Consider the following 22,058-nt stretch of genomic DNA (forward strand, 5'->3'; position numbering starts at 1 on the left):
AACCAAATGGCTAAGAATGCCTGTTGGTCCGCATTCCACGGGTAATGGGAGCCAGTAATTCGCTCACGTGACCATACACATCGTTAATATCAACGACTTACAGAATAATGGAGGACACAGAATTGCTCAATCCTATCGAAGCGGGTAGCTTCTTCCCCGTCGCCGCAATCTTCCCGGGGGAGTGATAGTGTGATAGATGCCATCAGTGATGAGTACCTCAAAGTTCCTTATTCTTGAGGCAAGCGCGTTATGAGTCCCTTAGGATCTTTAAGAGCCCGATTTCTTCGCTTGTTCTCTCTGCCAGTGCCCAAATGGCGGCAGCTCAATCCCTTTCTTCTCGCAGCGTTTCTTAATCGCTGTGTCGGAGACGTGCAGGATTTTAGACAAGGCAGATAGTGGTCCCATCCATACCATTTTCTTGAGTTGTTTGTCAGCCGGCCAGTTTACGCGTTGCTTTACTGGGGGGAGTTCCACAGAGATGTTTTCTTCTCGGAGAGATTCAGGAGTGATCGTCCAGAAGGCCTCAACGTCTTTAGGGTCATCAATGCTTTGTCGGTAGTGACGATTAATCATTGAGGTAGATGTTCCGTTGTCTTCGGCGACCTGCACAGAATTTTTCAATTTCTCGTATTGAAAAGTGATGGAGGTATGGCGGATCACATCTTGCCGCCAATCTTTAGCCTTAGTGTGTTTCTTGAGAGTGCGCATTTTCTCTCTGCTTCCCTTGGGCTGACCTAAGTAAGGGAACTCTTTCAGCCAAAGGCTCAGGTTGTTTGAAATGGGGACGTCGCGATTTTTTTTACGTCTCATCTTCCCGCCGCTTACCGCGATTGAATCGTTCTGAATATCTCTCGGAGTTAGATCGACCAGTTCGCTCGGGCGCAGACCCGCAAATAAGCCGATCGCGATACCAGAAGCCATTTCCCCGTCTCGATAGTGCATGGCTAGTGTGAGGAGCCTTTTGACCTCATCTAGTGCTAAGATTGCGATTTGACTGTCATCAGGTGTAGGAGGATCGATTTGCTTGCAGGGGTTCTCCAGGGCATGCTTTCGGCGCACACACCAATTAAAGAAGGTGGAGAGTCCCCCAAGGTAAGTTTTACGTGTGGTTAGATTCTCGTAACGATTCAGGATCTGCTCGATATCCCGGAAGTTTACTTGGCTAACCAGTTTGTTCGGATCGAGGTGCTTCGTTAGAAGTTCTGTTGAGGTTTTATAATCCGAGTAAGTTTTTGGGCGCTTGTCTTCCTTGCCCTTTAGGAATTGTTCGATTGCGGAAGAGAGGCTTAGTTCTAGCATCTCCGGGTGGTAGTGTTTCTCGGTGAATTGTATCGCATGCCTGAGGCTCGTCACGCCCACTTCTAGAGCTCTACTTTCAAGGGATAGGTAGTCATTGACGATCTGGGTTAAGGATCTCCCTTCTAATGCCTTCAGTGCCGCCTCCGCATCGGCCAGTTGATCTTCATTCAATGAAGTGCGGACAAGAGTCCGGGATAGAGTTTCGCCCTCCTGTTCGAGTTAAGTTCCCCCATGCGATCCAGAGCTTCGGCCTTGGTGGAGAAGTTTTCTCTCACACGCACACCATCGATTTTACTTCCAGTGACTCGAAACGAAATTGATCCTGATGGGTTTTTGTGCGGCTTTACTACGAATCTCTGCATCTTCTTTTTACGCGCCATTTGTGCAGATTTGGCAACTTTATTGGCAACTGTCAAGTTTTGCGACTTCAATAATTACATAAGATATTGATTTGTAGTTATTCGGTGTTTGTTGAGTCCTGCTTTGGGACCAGAGGGTCGCAGGTTCGAATCCTGTCACCCCGACCAAAGAGAAACCTCCGCGCAAGCGGAGGTTTTTTTTGGTCTATAGGGGGGGGCAGGATTCGAAAAGAGCTGCGTAGCAGCGATGCGACGCAAGTCGCACCATAGGTTCGACGTAGCGAGCAACGCGAGCGAAGATGGCGAAGCAATCCTGTCACCCCGACCAAAGAGAAGACCTCCGCTTGCGCGGAGGTCTTCGGGGCTCAGCCTGCTGCAGGAGTGGACCGGCGGGGGCTGACTTAATTTCTATGAGCCGCTGGGGCGGCATCGTTCTTTTCGCTGCTGTCCAGCTCGGGATGTCGAATCATGTCGTGATTGGCGCCGCCGGGGGCAACCATCGGCAAAACCTGCTGCTCGGGGCAGATCGGGACGTGAATGAGAACCGCTCCTTTCATCGCAAAGGCTCGCGCCAGCGCTGCGTCGATGTCGGGCTCGTCCGCGAGGTCGACCGCAGCGATGCCCATCGATTGCGCCATCATGCAAAAATCCGGCCCTTGCTTGAATTTGGAGGCGGACAGACGTTTGCCGTAAAACAATGTCTGCTGCTGGTGAACGAGGCCTAAAGTCTGATTGTTCATCAAGACGATTTTCAGATCCGCACCTTCCTCCGCGGCGGTGATCATCTCTTGGTTGTTCATTAAGAAACTGCCATCGCCGCTGATGCAAACAACAGTCTCATCGGGATCAGTGAGCGCGGCACCGAGAGCGGCCGGCAAGCCGAAGCCCATGGTGCCGAGACCGCCGCTCGTCAACCACTGTCGTGGACGCATGAACGGGAAGGCCTGGGCCGTCCACATCTGGTGCTGGCCAACATCGGTGGCAACGATGGCGTCGCGCCCCGCGTGGCGAGCGATGGCGGCAATCAAACCGTAAGGACGTGTGGGATCTTCCGCGCCGGGTGTATTCATCGGGTGCTCCGCTTTCAATTCGGCGATCCGTGCATTCCAGTGCGTGCGCGCGCGTTGCGGCAATGTGGGCAGCAATTGATCCAGCGTGGCGGCGACGTCGGCGCAGATCGAGAGGGTGGGCTGGCGGATTTTTCCCAGTTCACTACTGTCAATATCTATGTGAATAACTTTCGCATTGGGGCAAAACTCTGCAACCTTGCCGGTCGCGCGGTCGTCGAAGCGTGCGCCGACTGCAATCAGTAGGTCACACTCATGCAAAGCCAGGTTTGTATAGGGCGCAGCGTGCATTCCAAGCATTCCAAGTGATAATCTATGGTCCGTTGGTAGGGCGCCCATCGCCATCAAAGTGTTCACTGTGGGCAAATTCGAGCGTTCCGCGAGGGCGCCAACTTGTTCACATGCCTCACTGTGAATAACTCCGCCGCCCAGATATAAGATCGGTCGTTCGGCGGCTTCGATCATCGTCTGCGCTTGTTCGATCGCTGGGCTCTCCGGTTCGATGCGTGGAGTGGCGCTGCCGATCTCGGGCCACTCATCAAACTCGATGCTGGCGTTTTGAACGTCCTTGGGAATATCGATCCAAACTGGGCCCGGCCGGCCACTGGCCGCGATGCGAAAGGCCTCGGGAATCGTATCCAAAAGTTCCTCAACCGATTTAACCAAATAGTTGTGCTTAGTGATTGAGAGGCTCATGCCGAAAACATCGACCTCTTGAAAGGCGTCGGTGCCGATCAAGTGCTGCGGAACTTGCCCGCTAATAGAAACAACTGGAATTGAGTCCAGTTTGGCATCCGCGATGGCGGTAATGATATTGGTCGCGCCCGGCCCGCTGGTGGCGAAGCAAACCGCGGTCTGCCCGGTGGTGCGAGCCATGCCTTGGGCGATGAAGCCAGCGCCCTGTTCATGGCGGGCGAGGATGTGTTGAATTACAGGTCGGCGCGCAAGGGCGTCGTAGAGGGGCAAGTTGGCTCCTCCGGGAATGCCAGCGATCTGGCGAATACCCTGGCGTTCAAGTAATCGTATAACGAGTTCGGCTCCGGTCATTTTCATGATATTGTCTGTGGCTGTGTGGTGATTCCCTTGAGGAATTCGGCGCGACGCGGGCAAAAGAAAACCCCCGTCGGATCGAATCCGGCGGGGGTTTTTAGAATTAATATAAAGTGTGTTCTAAGTCCGCGCAGATCCGATCGAGGTCACTAGGACCACGACTACATTGACGAGCACGACTGCGAAGAATTGATTCATTTCAAAATTAGATTTTTTCTTTGTCTGCTCCGATAGAGCCTTTGTCAAAGATTTTTTTCATTTCTATGGTTTGTCGCGATGTCGCGCTAGCGACGTCTTTGTGGTCTGCTTGGCGTGATTTTTAGGGAGCTGGTAGCTGGCTTGGGCTTTGTTTTTTGCAGAATGATTTTTGGGCAGAATGATTTGTAGGCAAAATCATTCCATCGAGACGTGATTGCGTGGGGATTAGAATGATGTGTTGTTTGATTCGTGTTTTCGACCGCGAGCCTCGCGTTGTTGGCTTTTACTGCGTAGAGGATTGTTGAAGACTCATTATTAGTGAAGATCAGTGGTCCCTGCATTTTTTAGTTCTGAATCGGCTCATTAGACTGTGCCTCGTATACGGGGCAAATGCGGAGATTTGCGATCCCGGCAACGCGGATCTCCTACCTACGACAAGGCTACGGAGGACATGCCGCATCTGCTGAGTCAGAGTCAGAGTCGGCCTCGGTGTTATTTCATACTAGCTTGCCCCACGGTTCTTGAGTTGCCGCAGGGTGCGCCGAGGTTTGAGCAGCTCCCATTTTGGCGAGACAGGAAGTGTCATAACTGATTGATATTCATCTCTGGCCTCTGGCCTCTGTCTTCTGACTACTCTTTCTAGCTCTCAGGTCTCACTGCTGCTTCATGCGCCGGTTGACTGCAAACGTGTCGACGACTGCGATGCTGGAAGGGATCTTCCATGGGGCCAGCTGGCCGCGGCAGTGGTTGCGGATGGCGCGTTTCCAAGCTCGGAGGTCTTGCTCTTTATTAACTACGATTTCGCAGGCGACGGCATTGCCGGTGATGGGGGCGGGCTTGGCGAAGACTTTACTGGCGGTGATGCCCGGCACTGTGTTGAGCACGGCTTCGACCTCTGCGGGGTGCACTTTTTGTCCGCCGACATTGATCAGGGCGCTGGCGCGGCCAAGGATGCGGAGGTATCCTTTGTCGTCCGTCTCGACGAGATCGCCGGTGCGGTACCAGCCGTCGGCTTCGAGCGAGTCGTTGCTGGCGTTGAGATAGCCGAGGATGCGCGAGGGAGTCTTGAGCCAGAGTTCGTCTGCGACGACCTTCCATTGTGTCTCCGAATCTTGAATACGAAAAAAGAGGCTGCCGTTGTCGGCGCTTTTTATGCGAATCGCGCCGGTTTCGCTGGTGCCGAATTTTTGTTGCAGCTGGGCATTGGGAAAGGCTTCGCCCAATCGGGTGAGCACTGTTTGTGGCATCGCCTCGGCGCCGTAGGCGATGATCTCGACGGAGCTTAGGTCATGTGAGGCGGCGACGCCGTTGAGTAACATGAGGTTGAGGAACGTGGGGGAGGCGGGCAGCACATTGACCTGATGCGTGGCAATCGCGGCACCTGCGGCTTCGGGGGTGCGGGCCGTGGGCACCACGAGTGTGGAGCCTGCAAACAGACAACGAAAGGCGGAGTCGAGGCCGCCGATGTGGTCGATCAGTAAGAGCAACAAGCTGCGGTCCTGGCGGGGGTGAATGTTTTGGTAACGCTGCAGTAATGCATCAAAGTTATGCAGCATTCCCTTGGGCTCGCCGCTGGTTCCACTGCTGAAGAGTATTAGGCCGCTGCCTTGGAGTTGATCGTAGAGGGGAGATGCGGCGGCGACTTGACGCATCTTGGCTTGCTCCGCTGCGGGCAGTTCGAGCGGGAGGGGCAGGGCGATGTGGCCGCGCTCTGCGATTGCGAGCAGTGTGGCCAGCCCTTCGATGGTGGTGGGTGTTTGCACCTCGACGACTTGTCGATTGCCCGAGGGGAGCTTCGCGGCTGCTTGATCAATCAGTTCAAGGAAGTCGGCATAGCTGTAGGCGCGGCCGCCTTCGTGGCAGGCGATGCGATCGGTGTAGGCGGCTAGCTTGTTGCGGATCCAGTTCATGCCATGCGCTCGAAACGGGTTCCCCGTTCCGCTACGTTTTGGTGGTCGAAGCGGGTTGGCTGTCCCGCTACGTTTGGGGGTGAGGAGCTCATCGTCTAACAAACTCCGCCGAGATACAGGTACTTGGGCGGTGATGAAATCGCTTTCGTCGCGTAGGTAAAAATCGACGGCGTTGATCACGTCGCGGACTTCGCCCATGCGTTGGACCGCCTGGCGGGCCAGTAAAGCGTCCATCTTGGCCTGTGGCACGCCGCGGATGAGGTCGGTCTCGATGGGGGTGGGGCCGATGGCGTTGACGGTGATTTTTAGCTGGGCCAACTCGCGTGCGAGGATGCGGGTGAGGCTCTCCACGGCGGCTTTGCTGGCGGCGTAAATGGCTTCACCCTCTAAGTTGAGTGGGTGTGCGACGGTTGTGAAGTTGACGATGCGTCCGCTTTTACTGCGGCGCATGAGTTTGGCCATTTCGCGGCAGAAGAGAAAGGTGCCCACTACGTTGGTCTGCAAAATGCGGTTAACTGTGTGGGCGGGGGTGAGCAAGGCGTGGTTCATCGAGGCGATGCCCGCGTTGTTCAGTAGGGCGTCGACGTTGCCGTGGCTACTTTTGATTTGGCGGGCCATGGCGACGACCGCTTGTTCGTCGCTCACATCGAGTGCGAAGTGTTGGTACTGCTCGTGGGAGATGCTGCTTTCACCGCGTGAACAGCCGATGACCTTCCAGCCTTGGGCGAGGTAATATTCGGCGAGTTCTTTGCCGATGCCTTTGCGCGTGCCTGTGATGACGATCGTCTTCACGCGGGCATCCTTTCGATTACGGCATCGGTCAGACTACGGACGCTGCGGTAGGGCGAATTTTTGGCACTCATCGCTTTTTCGTCGGCGAGTGCGATGGAGCGCTCGAACTTTTCGGCCAGCGCTTCTTCGATATCGGCGATCAGATTCACGAGTGCCATGCTGTCGAGTGCACCGCCTTCGCCGTAAAGAGGACTGTCGGAGTCGGGTTGTTTGAGTGCTTCGAGTTCAAAGTCTTCGGCGAGCATTTGAACGGATTCAATGATGAGAGCTTCAATAGCTTGGCGGTCAGGCATGAGAGTATCGTGAGGTTATTATTCGTTGCCGAGGAATTCGCTGCGTGTGGCGTGGCCTTCTTCGGAGATGTTTTCGCGGCGGAGAACGGTGGTAATGGTTAAACAGAGGATTTTTAGGTCGAGCAAGCAGGAATGGTTTTCGACATACCAGAGATCGAGCTCGAATTGTCGTTGCCATGTGAGGCCGTTGCGGCCTTTGACCTGGGCCCAACCCGTGATGCCAGGGCGGACTTCATGGCGGCGGGCTTGTTCAGCGGAATAGCGGTCTAAATAGATGGTCGGTAGCGGGCGCGGGCCGACGAGGCTCATCTCGCCCTTGAGCACATTCCATAGTTCGGGCAGTTCGTCGAGGCTGGTGCTGCGTATGAATTGGCCCCAGGTGGTGAGACGTTCCTCGTCGCTGCCGGGGCCATTGCGCATGGAGCGGAGCTTGAGAATGTTAAAGGCGCGCCCGTCTTTACCTGCACGCCTTTGTCTGAAAAAGAGGGGGCGGCCGAGATTAATTAGCTGCAGGATTAAGAGCAGTAGCAGTGGTAGGCACAATACCGACAAGAGTAAGAGACTACATAGGATGTCGAATAGGCGCTTCATGAATGCTTGGAATTAGGATAAATTTTCAAAATCATTTGCGATTTCATCACCTCAGCCCTATCAGTCAAACCTAGCTTTGACACAGCTCTGTGTCTGCTCTGAACTTTTTCGCCTGACTTTATTGCCTAACTAACGCCAACGAACCATGATACTCGACGCCAACGAACGCAGCTTCCCTCCATTCAGTCTCACTCGTCTGCTGACGACTTGCTTCGGTCGCGGTAATGGGGAAAAAGTCTGCATCCTGATCGATTTGCCGAATCCGGCTGACATCGAAGATTATAAATTTCTAGAGGACGAGACACTCTCGATTCAGAATTATGGGCACGAAGTCTTTTATAAGGGCTTCAAGGCGGGCGCCCTGGATGAGATGAACTGGACCGGCGGTGATATTTTTGCCTACAAGGAAACCGGCGGTAGTAATCTGGATATGGAGGACGATTGCTACGATCCGGATGGCAATCACTTGAGCTTGGATCGAGATATTTATACCAAGTACGACATCATTTTGACGGTCTCGACTTTTTCCGCGACGGCTCCGCTGACTGCGAAGTGCAAGGAGTTCGGCTTCCGTGGAGCGACTTTGCACGGACTGAATCAAATCATCCTGGATACCGGCCTGGCTGTGGATTACGAGGTGGTGAGCGCGGAGGCGGAAAAGCTGCGTTTGGGGCTGACGAAGGCCGACCGCTTTGAAATTGATTTCGAGGTGGAGCGCAAAGTCTACACTTTGATCCTGCACACCAATGGGCAGGAGGCTCAGAAAAGCCACGGTCTGTGCCCTCCCGGCAAGCCGGACGTGGCCAACTTGCCCGCGGGTGAGGTTTATTTCGTGCCTGAAAGTGCGGAAGGTGTTTTCCCGTTTAAATACGACGAAAGCACCATCGGTCTATTGCATGTAGAAGACGGCAAGATCGTGAAATCGCAGTTTGTATATGGAGACTATGCGGAGATCGAAGATCACAACCGTCGTTTGAAGGAAGATCCTATGATTGGTGCGCTGGGCGAACTCGGCTTTGGCACGCAAGTGCTGCCATTTTCTGGGCGTGATATTCAGGATGAAAAAATCCTCGGCACGATTCACGTAGCGACCGGACGCGACGATCACCTTGGCGGTCAGATCACGCCGGATTTGTTTAAAGAGCATGCCAATGCCTCGCACGATGACGTGCTCTACGCGCCGCATAAGACACCCGAAATTCGCTTACAGCAAGCGCGCATGATTCGTGGCGAACAGACCGAAATCCTGATCGAGCATTACAAGCCATCGAAATATATGGTGGATTTGTTGGAAGGGTAGATTCTTCAGGTAGGGCGGTTTTGCCAAAATCGCCGTTTGTCTATTGATCGCCCAGTAGTCGTATGTTTCATTTTGGCAATCGGTTTCATTTGGCGAACGGACCTCTCGGCGAGAGGTCCCTACCGGTAACCGAAAATCAACATTCTTGCAGAGTGCGCTGGGGATGGCGCTGGACGGGGGGCTAAAGAACCCCGCTACTTATTCAGTTCGTCTGCTTGTTGAGTCACGCTCACGGGGAAAGGCGGCGTTTCACTGCCGGCATACACGGTTAGGTGTGGGAAGGCGATCTCGATGCCTTCTTGGTCGAAGCGTTCTTTGATGTCTTGCATGATGCCGTTTTTGAGATCGACGAATTTGCTCTTCTCAAACCAGACGCCTAGTAGGAAATCGAGTGAGGAGGCTCCAAAGTCTTTAAAGAGTACGAGCGGCTCTGGCTCGTTGAGGCAGTGTGGGTTGCTGTCGGCGATTTCTTTTAATACGCGGATGACCTTCTTGACGTCTTCTTTGTAGGCGACCCCGATATTGATGTCCATGCGTCGGATCGGGAAGCGGGTGACGGTGGTGACCTCGGCTTTGATCAGTGTTTCGTTGGGCATGCGCACGAAGAGGTTGTCGACTGTGCGTAGTTTGACCGAAAGTAAGTCGATGGAGAGCACGACGCCGCGGGTGCCGCTGACGATAATGGTATCGCCGACTTCGAAGGGGCGTTCGCCGAGCAAAAATAGGCCGCTGATCAGATTGGATAGACTGGTTTGCGCGGCGAATCCGATGGCTACGCTGACGATGCCCGCCGCACCGAGCACGGCGGTCAGGTTGACCTGTAGCTGGATCAGCACTGTGCAGACGACCAGTACGATGCCGACATAGAGGAAGGATTTTTGCGCGAGCAGTAGGTGGTGAGGCGAGAAGCGCGGCTTCAGCACGCGAGTGAGTAGGCGCCCGATGAAGAATACCAAGAAGAGTCCGATGCAGAGGACGGCCAGAGTGTGGAGGATGGTCGGTAGGTCTAGCGGTTTCATGCTATGTGAGTGAGTTGCCGAGTCCGGCAAATGTGCGTCGAATGAGGCCGCTGAGGGGCGCTTCGGTGGCCTCGGTTATTTTTGTGGCCTGCGGCGCTTCGCTGGGAGCTTTCTCGCTGTAGTCGATCGAGCTGAGCTGGTCGTTGCCATTGAAGCGTATATGCACCGGAGAGGTCCAGAGTGAGGCCTCGCTGCGCCACAGGTGGCAGTGGTCCAGGCGTAGGCAAAACTTGGTGCAGTGCAGTTGCTCGATCGAGCGGTTGTGAATTTCGACTTTGCACAGGGCGCGAGCGGTGGTTTCAGAGTCGATCGTAGGGCATTCGCGGCGGGCGCGACTCTTGATCGCGTAGCAGAGCACCCCGCCGGCCAGATCGCCGAACCATGTGTCGGAGAGAATCTCGCCGCGGATGCGTTCGATGCTTTCGCCTGACTTGCCTTCGCCGGCGAAGAGTTGAATGTCCAATGGAATTGAGACGTAGAACTCGACCTTGGCCCGCGGTGCTAGGCGTAGCGGGTGAATGGGTTGAACGACGAGCGGGCGATCGGGGGTGCGTGGTTGCACATGGATACTTTCGACCGGGCTTTGGAAAGCATAGCGCCGAAAGTCGGACTCCGGATAGGTTCCGAGTTGGATGCCGCTGTGGCTGCCGTCACGGTTCTCGACCAATAGTAGATCACTGCCGCGTTTAACGATGCGGATGCGGAGTTGTTCCCATTGGAGACGGATCTCTTTTTGATTGGAAAATGGATGTAAGCCCCAGGGGGAAGTGTCGGATGACATATTGTAGCTACTATTGGTTTTGCTGAGAAAGGTCAACGGCTTCTTGCTAACTCTTCAATCCTTCAGTTTGTATCATTGATGATGTCAGAAAATAACCCTTACGAGTCCGATGAGCTGTTGCAGCAGTATTTAGTGTTTCATTATGCCAGTGCCGCGGAGCAATTTCCATATTCTTTGGGTGGAGGCGATGCCTTGGACTTTCCAAAGCGCTGTGCACTGGAGGGGCCGGAATTTGCGCGCTTGCCGGCGGATGCGCGTGCGCTGGACCTTGGTTGTTCGGTCGGGCGTTCAAGCTTTGAGCTGGCGCGTCATTGTAAAGAGGTGATTGGGGTGGATTATTCGCAGGCCTTTATTCATGCAGCGAGCCGCATGGCGAGCGATGGGCGGCATGCGGCGACGCGACTGGACGAAGGTTCCACGACGACGCAGCTCCTACTGGAGCTCGATCCCACGATTGATCGCAGTCGCGTGCACTTTGAGCAAGGCGATGCGCAGCATATCCGCGAAGACATTGGGCAATTCGACCTCGTGGTCGCTTGTAATTTGATCTGTCGGCTGCCCGAGCCGATGCGTTTACTGCGGCGTTTACCAGAGCTCGTGAGGCCTGGGGGGCAGCTCTTTATCACGACTCCCTTTACTTGGTTGGAAGAGTACACTGCATCGGCCAATTGGCTCGGCGATGGGGCGGCCGACTCTTTTGCCGGCCTGCGTCAGGCGCTGCAGCCCGCCTTCGTGCTGGAGGCGCAGTGGGATATGCCCTTTTTGATTCGGGAGCATGCGCGCAAGTTTCAATACAGTATCGCGCAAGCGAGCCGCTGGCGTCGCGTGTAGAGTGCAATTCGTAAATTATTGCTAGTGCCTTGATCGTTGACTTGCAAAAAATTGCGTAATCGCCAATGTTAAGTCCTATGAATGCAATGGAGGTTATCGACCAATTTAAGCGCTTGCCTGATAGTGAACAAGGTAAGGTCGTGGAGTTTATCCGGAAGGAGAACTCCGCCAAGGTGCGCTATGCCGACGATGAATCCGCTAAAGCGGCTGGGGAAGCTGTCTTTGAAGAGCATCCTGAGTTGTTTCGTAAGTTAGCAAAATGAGTGATCCGGTCTTTTTGACCGCAGCTCAGGTTGAGGCTTATCATGCACGTGGCCTGGAGATTTACGGCGGCTCGGCAGGTCTACGGAGTCGTTCTCTTTTTGAAGGCGCAGTGGCCCAGGCTCAAAATGTTTACTAGTATGCGAACGGTGATCTTTATGATGTTGCGGCGGCTTACTGCTTTCATATCGCGCAAGCCCAGGCGTTTCTCGACGGAAATAAACGAGCAGCTATGGCAGCCTGTCTTGTCTTTTTGAAGCTAAATGGCGTGCAGACGAAACTCGAGCTGACTGAACCTCTTTATGATGCATTGATTAGAATTGCTGAACATCGACTAGATCGTGTCGGATTGGCTGAGTTGTTGCGCGATTTGCTCGCGTAGGGGGTTCTGACTCTGATGGCCGCTGGCGTCGTGTGTAATTCCTAAATTACCGCTTGCACCTTAAGAATTGGCGAGCCAGCGTGTGCGAGTCGATTTCGGAGTGTGGGCGTTCGCTTGGTCGTAAGATTGAGAGGAAAGTCCGGACACCGTAGGGCAGGATTCCCTGTGAAAACGGGGGCGCGTCAGGGTAACTTGGCGTGACGGATAGTGTCACAGAAATTATACCGCCTCGAACTTGTTTGAGGTAAGGGTGAAATGGGGAGGTAAGAGCTCACCGCTCCGGAGGTAACGAAGGAGGCAGGATAAACCCAATCCGGTGCAAGGCAAAATAGGGGATCGGGCGGCCCGTCCAATGATTCCGGGTATGTCGCATCTCACTTCGGTGGGAATTTCGCTTCGGCGGGATAGATAAATGAACGCACAGCCAATCGCTTCGGCGCGCGGCGGACAAAATCCGGCTTACAGCACTTCGAAATCGACACTCTTTTATCAAAATTTACGTCTTGACAGGCTCGTTGGGTACCCCCACTTTCCCGCCTCTTAACTTTTTTTCAGCTATGGCTAACACAAAATCAGCACTTAAATACATCCGTAAGACAGAGACTCGCGCTCTGCGTAATCGTCAGGTCAAGACTCGTCTTAAGACTTTCTATAAGAAGGTTGCTGCTGCGGCGGCTGCGGGTGATAAGGACGCGCTTTCGGTTGCTGTTCGTAATTACATCTCCACTCTTGATAAGGCTGGTAAGAATGGCTTGGTGCATCCTAACAAGATCGCTCGTCATAAGGCGCGTTGCGCACAGCTTCTTGCTGCCTAAGTTGCATTTTTGCTCTTTCTAGAAGATGCCCTCGGTTACGCTTGTCGAGCCGAGGGTATTTTGTATCTACTGTTCGCGTGTCTGAGAAACCTAATAAGAAAAACGCCATTGGCTTTCCGCCTCCTTTGTTGGGGGATGCGCCTTATCGCATGCCGGTTTTGGCGGAGACTGCGGATTGGATTGCGCTGGAAAAGCCGGCCGGTGTCGGCACGCGTGCCTATCCTTGGGATGACGAGCCGGATATGGACGCGGCGCTCAATGCGCAGCTGCAGGCAGGGAAGCCGGAGCTACTGCGTCGCGATGCCACGCTCTTTGGCTCGATCTATTATCTCGACCCTGTGATTTCCGGGGTGGCGCTTTTTGCGAAGAATCGCGATGCGCTGGCTGATTTGCGTAACCGTTTTGGCTCGGGGGATTGTCGCTTTCGTTTTCAATTTGTTGCGGCGGCTCAAGCTGGACTGGAGCCTGTGATGCGAGCCGATGCGCCCTTGCTGCCGCATAATGTGAAGCCGAAGATGATCCCCTCGACTGCTAAGGGGAAGAAGGCTTTTACGGACTTCAAGCGAGTCGCGGAGTCGGCCAAGGGATGGGCGCTCTGGGAGGCTGAGGTTGATTTTTTTCGTCCTCACCATGTGCGGGCGCATGCCGCGGTGATGGAGATTCCCGTGATGGGGGATGATCTGTATGGCGGTCCTGAAGCGCCTAGTCAGCGTGATCTCCATCCTAAAAAGCAACGCGCGGGGCTTAATTTGCCTGCTTTTCATGGTGTTGCACTCCATCTGGCCGAGGTGCAATTGATCCCCGGCGACTCTGAAGCCACGATTTACTGCCCGCCTCCCAAGCACCTGCGACTACTCTTGAGGCGGATGGAGCTGGGGGAGTAAAAAAATAGGAACTTGCTATTTAGGGGCGACTCCCTTTCCTTCTGCGGTTTTTCAACAATCAAGCTCTATGTCAATTTCTGAAATTTCAACGCTCCTTCCACTCGCTCAGGCAGCTCCTGGCGGCGGTCTCGGTCAGTTCCTGCCGATCATTCTACTCTTCGTCGGTATGTGGTTCCTGATCATTGCGCCACAGCGCAAGCGTCAGAAGGCACACGATAAGATGCTCAGCGAGCTGAAGACTGGCGACGAGATCATCACCTCGGGTGGTCTTTACGGCACCATTACCAATGTAAAGGACGATCGTTTTGTCGTTCGTATTGCGGATAACACTAAGGTTGAGCTTGGTAAGGGCTTTGTCGCGAACAAAGTTGAGGCGGCAGACGCTAAGTAAATTTCTCTTTCATCTTAACCCTAGGCGTTAAGCTTTATACCCATGTCCGGAAACATTCTTTGGAAATTTCTACTCACCGCCGCCATTATTTTTTGGTGTGTGATGAGCATCACGCCCTTGCAGGATCGTCCTTTCGAGGATTACATCGTGTCTCAAGTCACGGCCGATCAGGCGGAGTTTACTGATGTGCTCCAGCGCGCGCAGGCTCGTGTGGATGCCGGGGACTCGCCGACGCTCTTTATTGCGTTACGCGATCTGGGGGTTGAGGAGGCGATTAATTACGCGAAGTTCTTTCCGCAGATCAATGTTGCCGATATCGCGAATCAGGATAAGCGCAACGACATTCTGCTCAAGCACATCTTGAAAAAGGCGCAGAGCCAGCTTCGCCTCGGTCTCGACCTGAAGGGCGGCGTGGGTGTGACGCTCAAGATTGATGAGTCTTCGCAGGCTGAACTCAATCAGTTTGAGCAAGCTGAGCAGCTTAAGGATGCGATTAGCATCATGGCCGAGCGTCTTGACGGTATGGGCGTGGCAGAGCCCGTCATCCGTGCCAGTGGTGATAACGCGATCGAGATCCAACTTGCTGGGCTGTCCACTAAGGATAATCCTGAGGTGATTGATGCAGTTAAAAAGCCTGCCCGTTTGGAATTTCGTGCCGTGCATCCTAGTCTGACTCCAGACACGACTCCAGCCAACCGTTATCCGGTCGGCTACGAAGTGCTGGCAGAAGAAATCGAAGATCATCGTTCCGGGGAAACTTATGAACGCCGCCAATTCGTGAAGCTCATTCCTGAGGCGACTGGCGAGATCGTTGACGATGCCTTTGCTTCGCAAACGCAAGCTGGCGGCTTCCAAATCAATCTTGTGATGACGAGTGAGGGCGCCGATATCTTCCGTTCGGTGACGGAGCGTATGGTCGGCCAGCCTTTGGCGATTGTTCTGGATGGCAAACTGTATTCCGCACCCACGATTCAAGGCGTGCTCTCGAAGAACGCTCAGATCACAGGTAACTTTTCGCAGCGTGAAGCGATTGAACTGGCCAATGTGTTGAATAATCCACTCGCCGTTGAATTACGCGTCGACGAAATGTATGAAGTCGGCCCAACGATGGCAGCCGGCGCACGTGATAGTTCGATCAGTGCGGCTCAGTGGGGTGCCATTGCGGTGGTTGGCTTCATGGTGGTTTATTATTTCCTCGGTGGCTTGGTCGCCGTGGTGTCGGCTTTGATTAATGTGGTGATTGTGCTAGGCGTGCTTGCCAGCCTTGGTGCTACTTTGACATTGCCAGGTGTGGCCGCTTTGGTGCTCACGCTTGGGATGGGTGTGGATGCGAATATTTTGATTTTCGAGCGTCTGCGTGAGGAGCTCCGCGCTGGTAAGAGTATCAAGAATGCGACTGCAGGTGCTTTTGAGAAGGTGACTTCGACCATTGTGGATGCTAATGTGACGACGCTGATCACTGCTTCGATTTTGATCTGGCTGGGCACGGGGCCCGTAAAGGGCTTCGGTGTGACGCTTGCGATTGGTATCTGTGCGTCGATATTCTGTGCCTTGGTCGTCACTCGCTTCATGGTCGACTTCCTGGTCCATCGTGTGGGTGTTTCCAGTATTCTCGGTCTTGAGATGTTTGGTGAGAAGAAGTTCGACTTCTTCCAATTCCGTAAGCCTGCATTTATTGGTTCATGGGTGATTGTGTTGATCGGTGTCATCAGTGTTGTGATTCATCATGATAACATCCTCGGTAAGGACTTTACTGGTGGTGACGAAATGACGGTCAACTACTCTCAGCAAATCGGGACTGACCAGTTAATGGAAGTCATCGAGGCGCAAGACTTGATCGATGTGACGGCACACTACCAAAGCCTCATCGGTGAAGACCGTGAAGTGCTCAAGATTCAAACACCTTTTGATCAAGCCCGTGTCACGCTGGAGGCATTGCAACGTGCCTTCCCGGAAGCAGGCTTCGAAGAGGCGGGCATCAATCAAATTGGTGCATCCGTTTCTAAGAACATTCAGTGGAACGCTCTAATTTCCGTGCTGACCGCGCTGGCTGGCATTTTGCTCTACGTTGCCTTGCGTTTCGAAGTCGGTTACGGTGTCGGTGCCGTGGTGGCGACGATTCACGACGTGCTGATGACGATCGGTATTTTTGTGATCTGCGGCGAGCTTGGCCTCTTTGTTAGCGGCCAGTTCACAGCGCCTATGCTTGCGGCGATTCTGATGATTGTCGGTTACTCGATCAATGATACCATTGTGGCCTTCGACCGTATTCGTGAGGAGTTGGAGCTCAATCCTGGCATGGATTTGCGTAGCATTATCAATCTTTCGATCAGCCGTGTGTTTTCGCGCACCTTGCTGACCAGTATCACGACCTTGTTGGCTGCGGTTTCGCTGTATGTCTTCGGCGCTGGTGTGATTAATGATTTAGCTTTCGTCTTTATCGTCGGTATTATCACCGGCACGTTCTCTTCGATTTTCATTGCGAGCCCCGTATTCTATTGGTGGCACAAGGGGAGTCGTCGTCACGTAGAGGAGCGTCAGCTTACACCAAAACGCTACGAGTGGGAGAGCCAGAAGGAAGAAGCCTAGTCTGCTGATATGCTCTGGACTACCATCGACATCGACGAGGGCGCTGCGACCGCATTGGCGGAGCGCCTCGGACTGTCGAAGGTGACTGCTGAGCTGCTGGTGCAACGGGGGATTTCGACCAGTGAGGCTGCGGAGCAATTTCTTCGTCCGCGGCTTGCTCAGTTGGATAATCCCTTTGAAATGGTGAATCTCGAAGCCGCCGTCGAGCGAATCGAGCAGGCCATTGAGCAGAAAGAGTCGGTTGTCGTATTCGGCGATTACGATGTGGATGGTGTCACCAGCACAGTGCAACTGGTCAGTATGTTGCGCACCCTGGAGCTGGAGCCGCGTTATTCGGTGCCTCGTCGTTTGGACGAAGGCTATGGGCTGAGTCGCGACGCCATTGATCGTATTTTTGATGGTGAGATTCCGCAGCTGTTTATCGCACTGGATTGTGGCACCAATGCGCACGAGCCGATCGCCTACTTGCGTGGGCTTGGGGTCGATGTGATTATCGTCGACCACCACCAGACCAAAACACAGGCACCGGAGGGTTGTATTTTCGTCAACCCGCACGTGAACGATCCGGAAGATGCACCATGGCACGACCTTTGCACTGCAGGGCTGGTGTTTAAGCTCTTGCACGGTTTGCTGAAGCATCGCCGTGAGGCGGAGGACCCGCGGGTCGAAGGTATTCAGCTTAAAGATTATCTCGATCTAGTCGCGATGGGCACGGTCGCGGACCTGGTGCCCCTGCATGGGGAAAATCGCATTCTATCATGGTTCGGGTTACGCCACTTGCGGGCGAATGGGCGCAGTGGTATTCGTGCGCTGGCTGAAGTTTCGGGCATCGACAGTGGGCAGGAGATGGCTAGTTGTGATATCTCTTTTAAAATAGCTCCTCGTATTAATGCCAGTGGTCGCCTCGCGGACGCGTCACTGCCGATCGAGTTACTCCTGTTGGAGGATTATCCTGAGTGTCGAAAAATCGCGCAGGAACTCGATGAGATGAATAAGGAGCGGCAGAGCATTGAGCGTGGCATCGCCAAGTCGGCGGAAGAGCGTGCAGCGGTCGAGTTTGCCGAGGAGCCAGGTATCGTCCTTTTTGGTGAGGATTGGCACCCCGGCGTGGTTGGGATTGTGGCCAGCCGTGTGAGTCGACATTTTCATAAGCCCTGTGTGATTCTCGGCTCCGAGGGAGACGAGGCGAAGGGATCCGGGCGTTCGGTTGCCTCCGTGAATTTAGTCGAGGTATTTCAACGCTGTGCGCACTTGCTGGGGCACTGGGGCGGACATCCCATGGCTGCAGGGGTTTCGATGCAGGCGAGTGATGTGCCTGCTTTTACGCAATGCTATCTTGAGAGCTTAAAGCTGCTTTATCCAGATGGCTTGCCCGAGCCTTCGTTGTCTATTTCTGCATGGTTGCAACCCGCCGATCTCGGAGAGTCGCTCTTGGAAGAGCTCGACCGTATGCATCCATTTGGGCAGGGCAATTCGGAGCCCGTCTTCGGCTTGAAGGGGGTCGCGCTGGAAGAGTTGCCGCATGTTTTCGGTGAAGGCAACTTTCGCTTTCGCATGCCCGCACAAGCTGGCGCCAGACGAGGTGTCGCTGGGATTGCCTGGCGTCTGGGAAATCCGCCGGCTCTTGGGCAGCGCATTGACATGGCTATACGCTTTTCTTGGAACTATTGGCGTGAAAATCGCTACCCACAAGTCACCCTAGTTGATTGGAAACCTGCACATTTATGAAGAAAGTATTTATCTCTGGTTGTTACGATATCCTCCACGGAGGACATATTCAGTTTTTTAAGGAAGCGCGCGCGTTGGGAGATCACCTGACCGTGTGCTTTGCTTCGGATAAAGTGCTTTGGGAGCATAAGAAGCGCCGCACTTCGATTCCTCAGGATCATAAATTAGCTTTGATGACCGCACTCGACATCGTGGATCAAGTTGTGATCGGCGACTGCGAAGAACTGGGGCTCGATTTTAAAGATCACTTTCTTCGGATTAAGCCCGATGTGCTGGCTGTAACGGAAGATGATCAATACGCCGATGGCAAACGTGCCCTCTGTGCCCAAGTCGGAGCGGAGTACATCGTGCTGCCCAAGACACCACCACAGTTTACGCCAGTGTCCACGACTTCGATTGTGCGAAACATTCGCACGCCTAGCTATGCGCCACTACGGGTGGATTTTGCGGGTGGTTGGCTCGATGTGCCGCGCCATGCACGCAAGGGCGGTTACATCGTGAATTGCGCGATTTCCCCCATGGTATCTTTGACTAATTGGGGCTATCAGCAGAAGTCTGGCCTTGGGGGCAGTGGTGCATGGGCTTTGCTCAATGGAAACGACGGCGTGGAAAGCGAACTCAACTTAGGCGTCGGCTGGCAAGACCCTGCGATCATTCGGGAAACAGGGCTCTGTGTGTGGCGTAGTGGCGACAAGCCAGTGCTGCATTTTAAGCGTAACGGTGATTTCCTGCATGGACTCATGGCGCTGCACTATACAGATATTCCGCATGATACTCCGAGCAATGCCGATAACCAGCGCGACTACGACATGATCGAAGCGGCTGGTCGTATCGCTGAGGAGGCTGTAGTTGAAGCCAATATCAGCAAGCTGGGGGAGGCAGTTTCTTTGACTTACGAAATGCAACTCAAGGAAGGTATGTGTCCTTTGCCAGAAGCGGCAGGCTGTATCGGTCGTAAATATTCCGGCGGTGGCTGGGGCGGTTACGCGCTCTACCTCTTTCACAGTTCGGAGGATCGCGATGCCTTTGTGGCGTCCGCAAATTGCAATCGTCCGATCGAGCCGTACATTACGATTCGTTAAGCATTGGCTTTTATCCTTTACGGAAACTGGGATCCCTTCAGTTTAGTCGGTTTCACCCGGTCACATGGCCGAGGCGTTTCCAACCTCGTACTCCTGACCTTTGACTCCTGAATAAATGAGCTTAATTGATATTATCCGTAGTAACACCGAGACTGTTATCGGTGAAACAGAACTTGAAGACCGCTTACACGGCAGCAAGCCCTTGCGCGTTAAGCTAGGTGTGGATCCGACGCGCCCAGATCTGACTTTCGGCCACCTTGTAGTCTTTAATAAACTTCGTCAGTTTCAAGACCTCGGCCATGAGGCGTTGCTGATTATTGGTGACTTCACGACCTTGATTGGGGACCCCTCCGGACGCTCCAATACACGGCCAGTTCTCACTAAAGACGAAATCGTCGAGAATGCGCAAACGTATCTGGATCAAGCTTTCAAGATCCTCGACAAGGAAAAAACCACTGTTTTTTATAACAGTGAGTGGTTTGATGATATGAGTTTTGAGGACTGTCTCAAGCTTTCGCGTAAAATGACTGTTGCCCGCATGCTGGAGCGTGATGATTTTGCGAAACGCTACGCGGCTCAGGCGCCCATTTCGATTATCGAGTTTTTGTACCCACTTATTCAGGGCTACGATTCACTCGTGCTCAACGCGGATGTTGAGATTGGTGGTACGGACCAACTTTTCAATATGCTCGTCGGCCGGGCACTGCAGAAGGATGCTGGCAAGCAAGAGCAGGCCGTCATCACCATGCCGCTTCTGGTCGGTCTTGATGGCACCAAGAAAATGTCAAAGAGTGCGGATAACTACATCGCGTTCACCGATAGTCCTAAAGAGATGTTTGGTAAAATCATGTCGATCCCAGATGATACGATGTGGGATTACTATCGGTTATTACTGGAATTGCCTGAGGATAAGATTGAGAAGCTCAAGACTGGCCACCCCATGGAGGCTAAAAAACATCTGGCTTCTTCGCTGGTGGGGCAGTTTCACTCCATGCAGGCAGGTAAGCATGAGCTAGAGCAATTCGAGCAAGTCTTCTCAAAGAACAAGCTGCCAGATGATATGCCCACTTTTACTTGGAGCGATTTGCTGGGCGATGCTGCCAGCGCACCGCTCTTTGAAGTGATGGCACAATCAGAGCTGTTTGAGAGTAAGGGCGCGATTCGTCGCCTCGTGAAGCAGGGCGGTGTTAAAATTGATGGCGAAAAACAAGATGACCCGAATCGCGAAGTGACTCCGCCCAGCGGCGAGCAAATTTTCCAAGCAGGCAAGCGTGTCTTTTTCAAGCTCGTAGGCTAAGCGCGGCAAAGATGTGCTTCGCTTGCGGTAATCATTTGACTTTCAAATGCTTTCATAGAAAAAGGGTTTATTCTCTGATCAGTCAGCGCAGCGCTATTTAACATCCATCTTATTGTGTTCGGATTCCTCTCCAACGACATCGGCATCGACCTTGGCACCGCCAATACGCTAGTATTTGCAAAAGAAAAAGGCATCGTCCTGCGCGAACCCAGCGTGGTGGCTATCTACTCGTCGACTAAGAAGGTATGCGCCGTCGGTGCCGAGGCGAAAAAAATGCTCGGTCGCACTCCGGGGAATATTACTGCGATCCGTCCCATGAAGGACGGGGTGATCGCCGATTTTGAAATTACTGAGGCGATGCTCCGGTATTTCATCAATAAGGTGAATAAGAAAAAGACTTTTGTGGCGCCACGCATTGTAGTGGCGGTCCCTTCGGGAATCACCGAAGTTGAGCGTCGTGCGGTCAAAGACTCTGCGATCCGTGCCGGCGCTCGCGATGTCGTGCTACTCGAAGAGCCGATGGCCGCAGCCATCGGCGTCGGACTGCCGATCGATGAGCCCGCAGCCAACATGATTGTTGATATCGGCGGGGGGACTACGGAAGTGGCGATTATCTCACTCGCTGGTGTGGTTTATACGAAGAGTATCCGTGTGGGGGGCGATGAGATCGACAGTGCGATTGTCAACTACATGAAGCGTGCTTACAATTTGATGATTGGGGAGCGGACCGCAGAAGAGATCAAGATCAAGGTCGGATCCGCTTTTCCACTGGAAGAGGAAATTTCGATGGAAGTGCGCGGTCGTGACTCCGTGGCTGGTCTGCCTAAGACGATTACCATCACTTCTCAGGAGATTCGGGATGCACTTTCGGATACGATTGCCGCGATTGTCGACCTCGTGCGAAATGCTTTGGAGCGCTGCCCCCCTGAACTTTCAGCGGACTTGGTCGATCGCGGGTTTTTCCTGGCTGGAGGCGGTGCCATGATTAAGGGACTCGACCAGCAACTCAGTGATGCGACGGGCTTGCCCGTAATCATTGCCGAAGATCCACTCAGTGCCGTTGCCAACGGGACTGGCTTGGTCCTGCACGAACTGGCCTTTCTTTTGAAAGACCTCACGGGAACCCCCAAAAGCTAGCG

At 53.7% G+C, this 22,058-nt stretch carries 19 protein-coding genes, 1 other RNA gene and 2 pseudogenes; 14 read left to right on the top strand and 8 right to left on the bottom strand.

The genetic code is table 11. From position 1 onward, the window contains the following. Positions 1 to 267: 267 nt before the first annotated feature. The 6 genes and pseudogenes from SH580_RS13250 to SH580_RS13270 form a co-directional block, all read right to left on the bottom strand. Positions 268 to 1,470 (bottom strand): tyrosine-type recombinase/integrase, encoded by a 1,203-nt coding sequence (locus SH580_RS13250; protein WP_319831333.1) that lies wholly within the window; start codon positions 1,468 to 1,470, stop codon positions 268 to 270. Positions 1,471 to 2,059: 589 nt separating this feature from the next. Continuing rightward, positions 2,060 to 3,778, bottom strand: coding sequence for an acetolactate synthase large subunit (gene ilvB / locus SH580_RS13255; RefSeq protein WP_319831334.1), 1,719 nt, complete (start codon positions 3,776 to 3,778; stop codon positions 2,060 to 2,062). An 848-nt stretch (positions 3,779 to 4,626) separates the two neighbouring features. After that, positions 4,627 to 5,883, bottom strand: coding sequence for a class I adenylate-forming enzyme family protein (locus SH580_RS22045; RefSeq protein WP_345786197.1), 1,257 nt, complete (start codon positions 5,881 to 5,883; stop codon positions 4,627 to 4,629). A gap of 95 nt (positions 5,884 to 5,978) precedes the next feature. After that, positions 5,979 to 6,675 (bottom strand): annotated as a pseudogene (locus SH580_RS22050) (SDR family NAD(P)-dependent oxidoreductase). Then, complete coding sequence (locus SH580_RS13265; RefSeq protein ID WP_319831336.1) at positions 6,672 to 6,968, bottom strand: hypothetical protein; 297 nt, start codon at positions 6,966 to 6,968, stop codon at positions 6,672 to 6,674. Before SH580_RS13265 ends, SH580_RS22050 begins: the two are co-directional and overlap by 4 nt. An 18-nt stretch (positions 6,969 to 6,986) precedes the next feature. Further along, a complete protein-coding gene (locus tag SH580_RS13270) occupies positions 6,987 to 7,559 on the bottom strand; it encodes a sugar transferase (protein WP_319831337.1) in 573 nt (190 codons plus the stop codon). A 145-nt stretch (positions 7,560 to 7,704) separates the two neighbouring features. Here SH580_RS13270 and SH580_RS13275 point away from each other — a divergent pair, with 145 nt between their 5' ends. Then, positions 7,705 to 8,859 carry a M29 family metallopeptidase gene (locus tag SH580_RS13275; protein ID WP_319831338.1) on the top strand — a complete coding sequence of 385 codons (1,155 nt, stop codon included), beginning with the start codon at positions 7,705 to 7,707 and terminating at the stop codon, positions 8,857 to 8,859. A 194-nt stretch (positions 8,860 to 9,053) separates the two neighbouring features. Here the strand turns inward: SH580_RS13275 and SH580_RS13280 are convergent, their stop codons facing one another. Together SH580_RS13280 and SH580_RS13285 are read right to left on the bottom strand one after the other, a co-directional pair. Then, positions 9,054 to 9,878, bottom strand: coding sequence for a mechanosensitive ion channel family protein (locus SH580_RS13280; protein ID WP_319831339.1), 825 nt, complete (start codon positions 9,876 to 9,878; stop codon positions 9,054 to 9,056). 1 nt (position 9,879) lies between these two features. Then, positions 9,880 to 10,659, bottom strand: a complete 780-nt coding sequence (locus SH580_RS13285; protein ID WP_319831340.1) for a DUF432 domain-containing protein — start codon at positions 10,657 to 10,659, stop codon at positions 9,880 to 9,882. 78 nt (positions 10,660 to 10,737) lie between these two features. Between SH580_RS13285 and SH580_RS13290 the strand changes: the two genes are divergently transcribed. The 13 genes and pseudogenes from SH580_RS13290 to SH580_RS13345 all read left to right on the top strand — a co-directional run bounded on the left by SH580_RS13290 (position 10,738) and on the right by SH580_RS13345 (position 22,056). Further along, positions 10,738 to 11,490: a putative 4-mercaptohistidine N1-methyltransferase gene (locus SH580_RS13290; RefSeq protein ID WP_319831341.1), complete on the top strand. Its 753-nt coding sequence runs from the start codon at positions 10,738 to 10,740 to the stop codon at positions 11,488 to 11,490. An 86-nt stretch (positions 11,491 to 11,576) separates the two neighbouring features. Continuing rightward, positions 11,577 to 11,753, top strand: a complete 177-nt coding sequence (locus SH580_RS13295) for a hypothetical protein (protein ID WP_319831342.1) — start codon at positions 11,577 to 11,579, stop codon at positions 11,751 to 11,753. Then, a complete protein-coding gene (locus SH580_RS13300; RefSeq protein WP_319831343.1) occupies positions 11,750 to 11,890 on the top strand; it encodes a hypothetical protein in 141 nt (46 codons plus the stop codon). Before SH580_RS13295 ends, SH580_RS13300 begins: the two co-directional genes overlap by 4 nt. A 21-nt stretch (positions 11,891 to 11,911) precedes the next feature. Then, a pseudogene (locus SH580_RS22055) lies at positions 11,912 to 12,133 on the top strand (type II toxin-antitoxin system death-on-curing family toxin); the annotation flags it as partial. 94 nt (positions 12,134 to 12,227) lie between these two features. Then, positions 12,228 to 12,611, top strand: an RNA gene (gene rnpB / locus SH580_RS13305) — RNase P RNA component class A. Between the two features lie 79 nt (positions 12,612 to 12,690). Beyond that, a complete protein-coding gene (gene rpsT / locus SH580_RS13310; RefSeq protein ID WP_319831344.1) occupies positions 12,691 to 12,948 on the top strand; it encodes a 30S ribosomal protein S20 in 258 nt (85 codons plus the stop codon). A gap of 77 nt (positions 12,949 to 13,025) precedes the next feature. Continuing rightward, positions 13,026 to 13,832: an RluA family pseudouridine synthase gene (locus SH580_RS13315; protein ID WP_319831345.1), complete on the top strand. Its 807-nt coding sequence runs from the start codon at positions 13,026 to 13,028 to the stop codon at positions 13,830 to 13,832. Between the two features lie 67 nt (positions 13,833 to 13,899). Further along, positions 13,900 to 14,223, top strand: a complete 324-nt coding sequence (gene yajC / locus SH580_RS13320; protein ID WP_319831346.1) for a preprotein translocase subunit YajC — start codon at positions 13,900 to 13,902, stop codon at positions 14,221 to 14,223. A 42-nt stretch (positions 14,224 to 14,265) separates the two neighbouring features. Continuing rightward, entirely contained in the window at positions 14,266 to 16,812 is a 2,547-nt protein-coding gene (secD, locus tag SH580_RS13325) for a protein translocase subunit SecD (protein WP_319831347.1), read from the top strand. A gap of 9 nt (positions 16,813 to 16,821) precedes the next feature. Continuing rightward, positions 16,822 to 18,540: a single-stranded-DNA-specific exonuclease RecJ gene (gene recJ, locus SH580_RS13330; RefSeq protein WP_319831348.1), complete on the top strand. Its 1,719-nt coding sequence runs from the start codon at positions 16,822 to 16,824 to the stop codon at positions 18,538 to 18,540. Continuing rightward, a complete protein-coding gene (locus SH580_RS13335) occupies positions 18,537 to 19,622 on the top strand; it encodes an adenylyltransferase/cytidyltransferase family protein (protein WP_319831349.1) in 1,086 nt (361 codons plus the stop codon). The genes recJ and SH580_RS13335 overlap by 4 nt, the downstream gene beginning before the upstream one ends. A gap of 115 nt (positions 19,623 to 19,737) precedes the next feature. Further along, positions 19,738 to 20,919 carry a tyrosine--tRNA ligase gene (gene tyrS / locus SH580_RS13340; protein ID WP_319831350.1) on the top strand — a complete coding sequence of 394 codons (1,182 nt, stop codon included), beginning with the start codon at positions 19,738 to 19,740 and terminating at the stop codon, positions 20,917 to 20,919. 114 nt (positions 20,920 to 21,033) lie between these two features. Further along, complete coding sequence (locus SH580_RS13345) at positions 21,034 to 22,056, top strand: rod shape-determining protein (protein WP_319831351.1); 1,023 nt, start codon at positions 21,034 to 21,036, stop codon at positions 22,054 to 22,056. Positions 22,057 to 22,058 lie beyond the last annotated feature (2 nt).

This window comes from Coraliomargarita algicola, from assembly GCF_033878955.1.
Lineage (GTDB): Bacteria > Verrucomicrobiota > Verrucomicrobiia > Opitutales > Coraliomargaritaceae > Thalassobacterium > Thalassobacterium algicola.

Excerpts from the sequence above, each read along its gene's own strand:
- ilvB (WP_319831334.1), bottom strand. The coding sequence starts at position 3,778 with ATGAAAATGACCGGAGCCGAACTCGTTATACGATTACTTGAACGCCAG.
- SH580_RS22045 (WP_345786197.1), bottom strand. The coding sequence starts at position 5,883 with ATGAACTGGATCCGCAACAAGCTAGCCGCCTACACCGATCGCATCGCC.
- SH580_RS13265 (WP_319831336.1), bottom strand. The coding sequence starts at position 6,968 with ATGCCTGACCGCCAAGCTATTGAAGCTCTCATCATTGAATCCGTTCAA.
- SH580_RS13270 (WP_319831337.1), bottom strand. The coding sequence starts at position 7,559 with ATGAAGCGCCTATTCGACATCCTATGTAGTCTCTTACTCTTGTCGGTA.
- SH580_RS13275 (WP_319831338.1), top strand. The coding sequence starts at position 7,705 with ATGATACTCGACGCCAACGAACGCAGCTTCCCTCCATTCAGTCTCACT.
- SH580_RS13280 (WP_319831339.1), bottom strand. The coding sequence starts at position 9,878 with ATGAAACCGCTAGACCTACCGACCATCCTCCACACTCTGGCCGTCCTC.
- SH580_RS13285 (WP_319831340.1), bottom strand. The coding sequence starts at position 10,659 with ATGTCATCCGACACTTCCCCCTGGGGCTTACATCCATTTTCCAATCAA.
- SH580_RS13290 (WP_319831341.1), top strand. The coding sequence starts at position 10,738 with ATGATGTCAGAAAATAACCCTTACGAGTCCGATGAGCTGTTGCAGCAG.
- SH580_RS13295 (WP_319831342.1), top strand. The coding sequence starts at position 11,577 with ATGGAGGTTATCGACCAATTTAAGCGCTTGCCTGATAGTGAACAAGGT.
- SH580_RS13300 (WP_319831343.1), top strand. The coding sequence starts at position 11,750 with ATGAGTGATCCGGTCTTTTTGACCGCAGCTCAGGTTGAGGCTTATCAT.
- rpsT (WP_319831344.1), top strand. The coding sequence starts at position 12,691 with ATGGCTAACACAAAATCAGCACTTAAATACATCCGTAAGACAGAGACT.
- yajC (WP_319831346.1), top strand. The coding sequence starts at position 13,900 with ATGTCAATTTCTGAAATTTCAACGCTCCTTCCACTCGCTCAGGCAGCT.
- secD (WP_319831347.1), top strand. The coding sequence starts at position 14,266 with ATGTCCGGAAACATTCTTTGGAAATTTCTACTCACCGCCGCCATTATT.
- recJ (WP_319831348.1), top strand. The coding sequence starts at position 16,822 with ATGCTCTGGACTACCATCGACATCGACGAGGGCGCTGCGACCGCATTG.
- SH580_RS13335 (WP_319831349.1), top strand. The coding sequence starts at position 18,537 with ATGAAGAAAGTATTTATCTCTGGTTGTTACGATATCCTCCACGGAGGA.
- tyrS (WP_319831350.1), top strand. The coding sequence starts at position 19,738 with ATGAGCTTAATTGATATTATCCGTAGTAACACCGAGACTGTTATCGGT.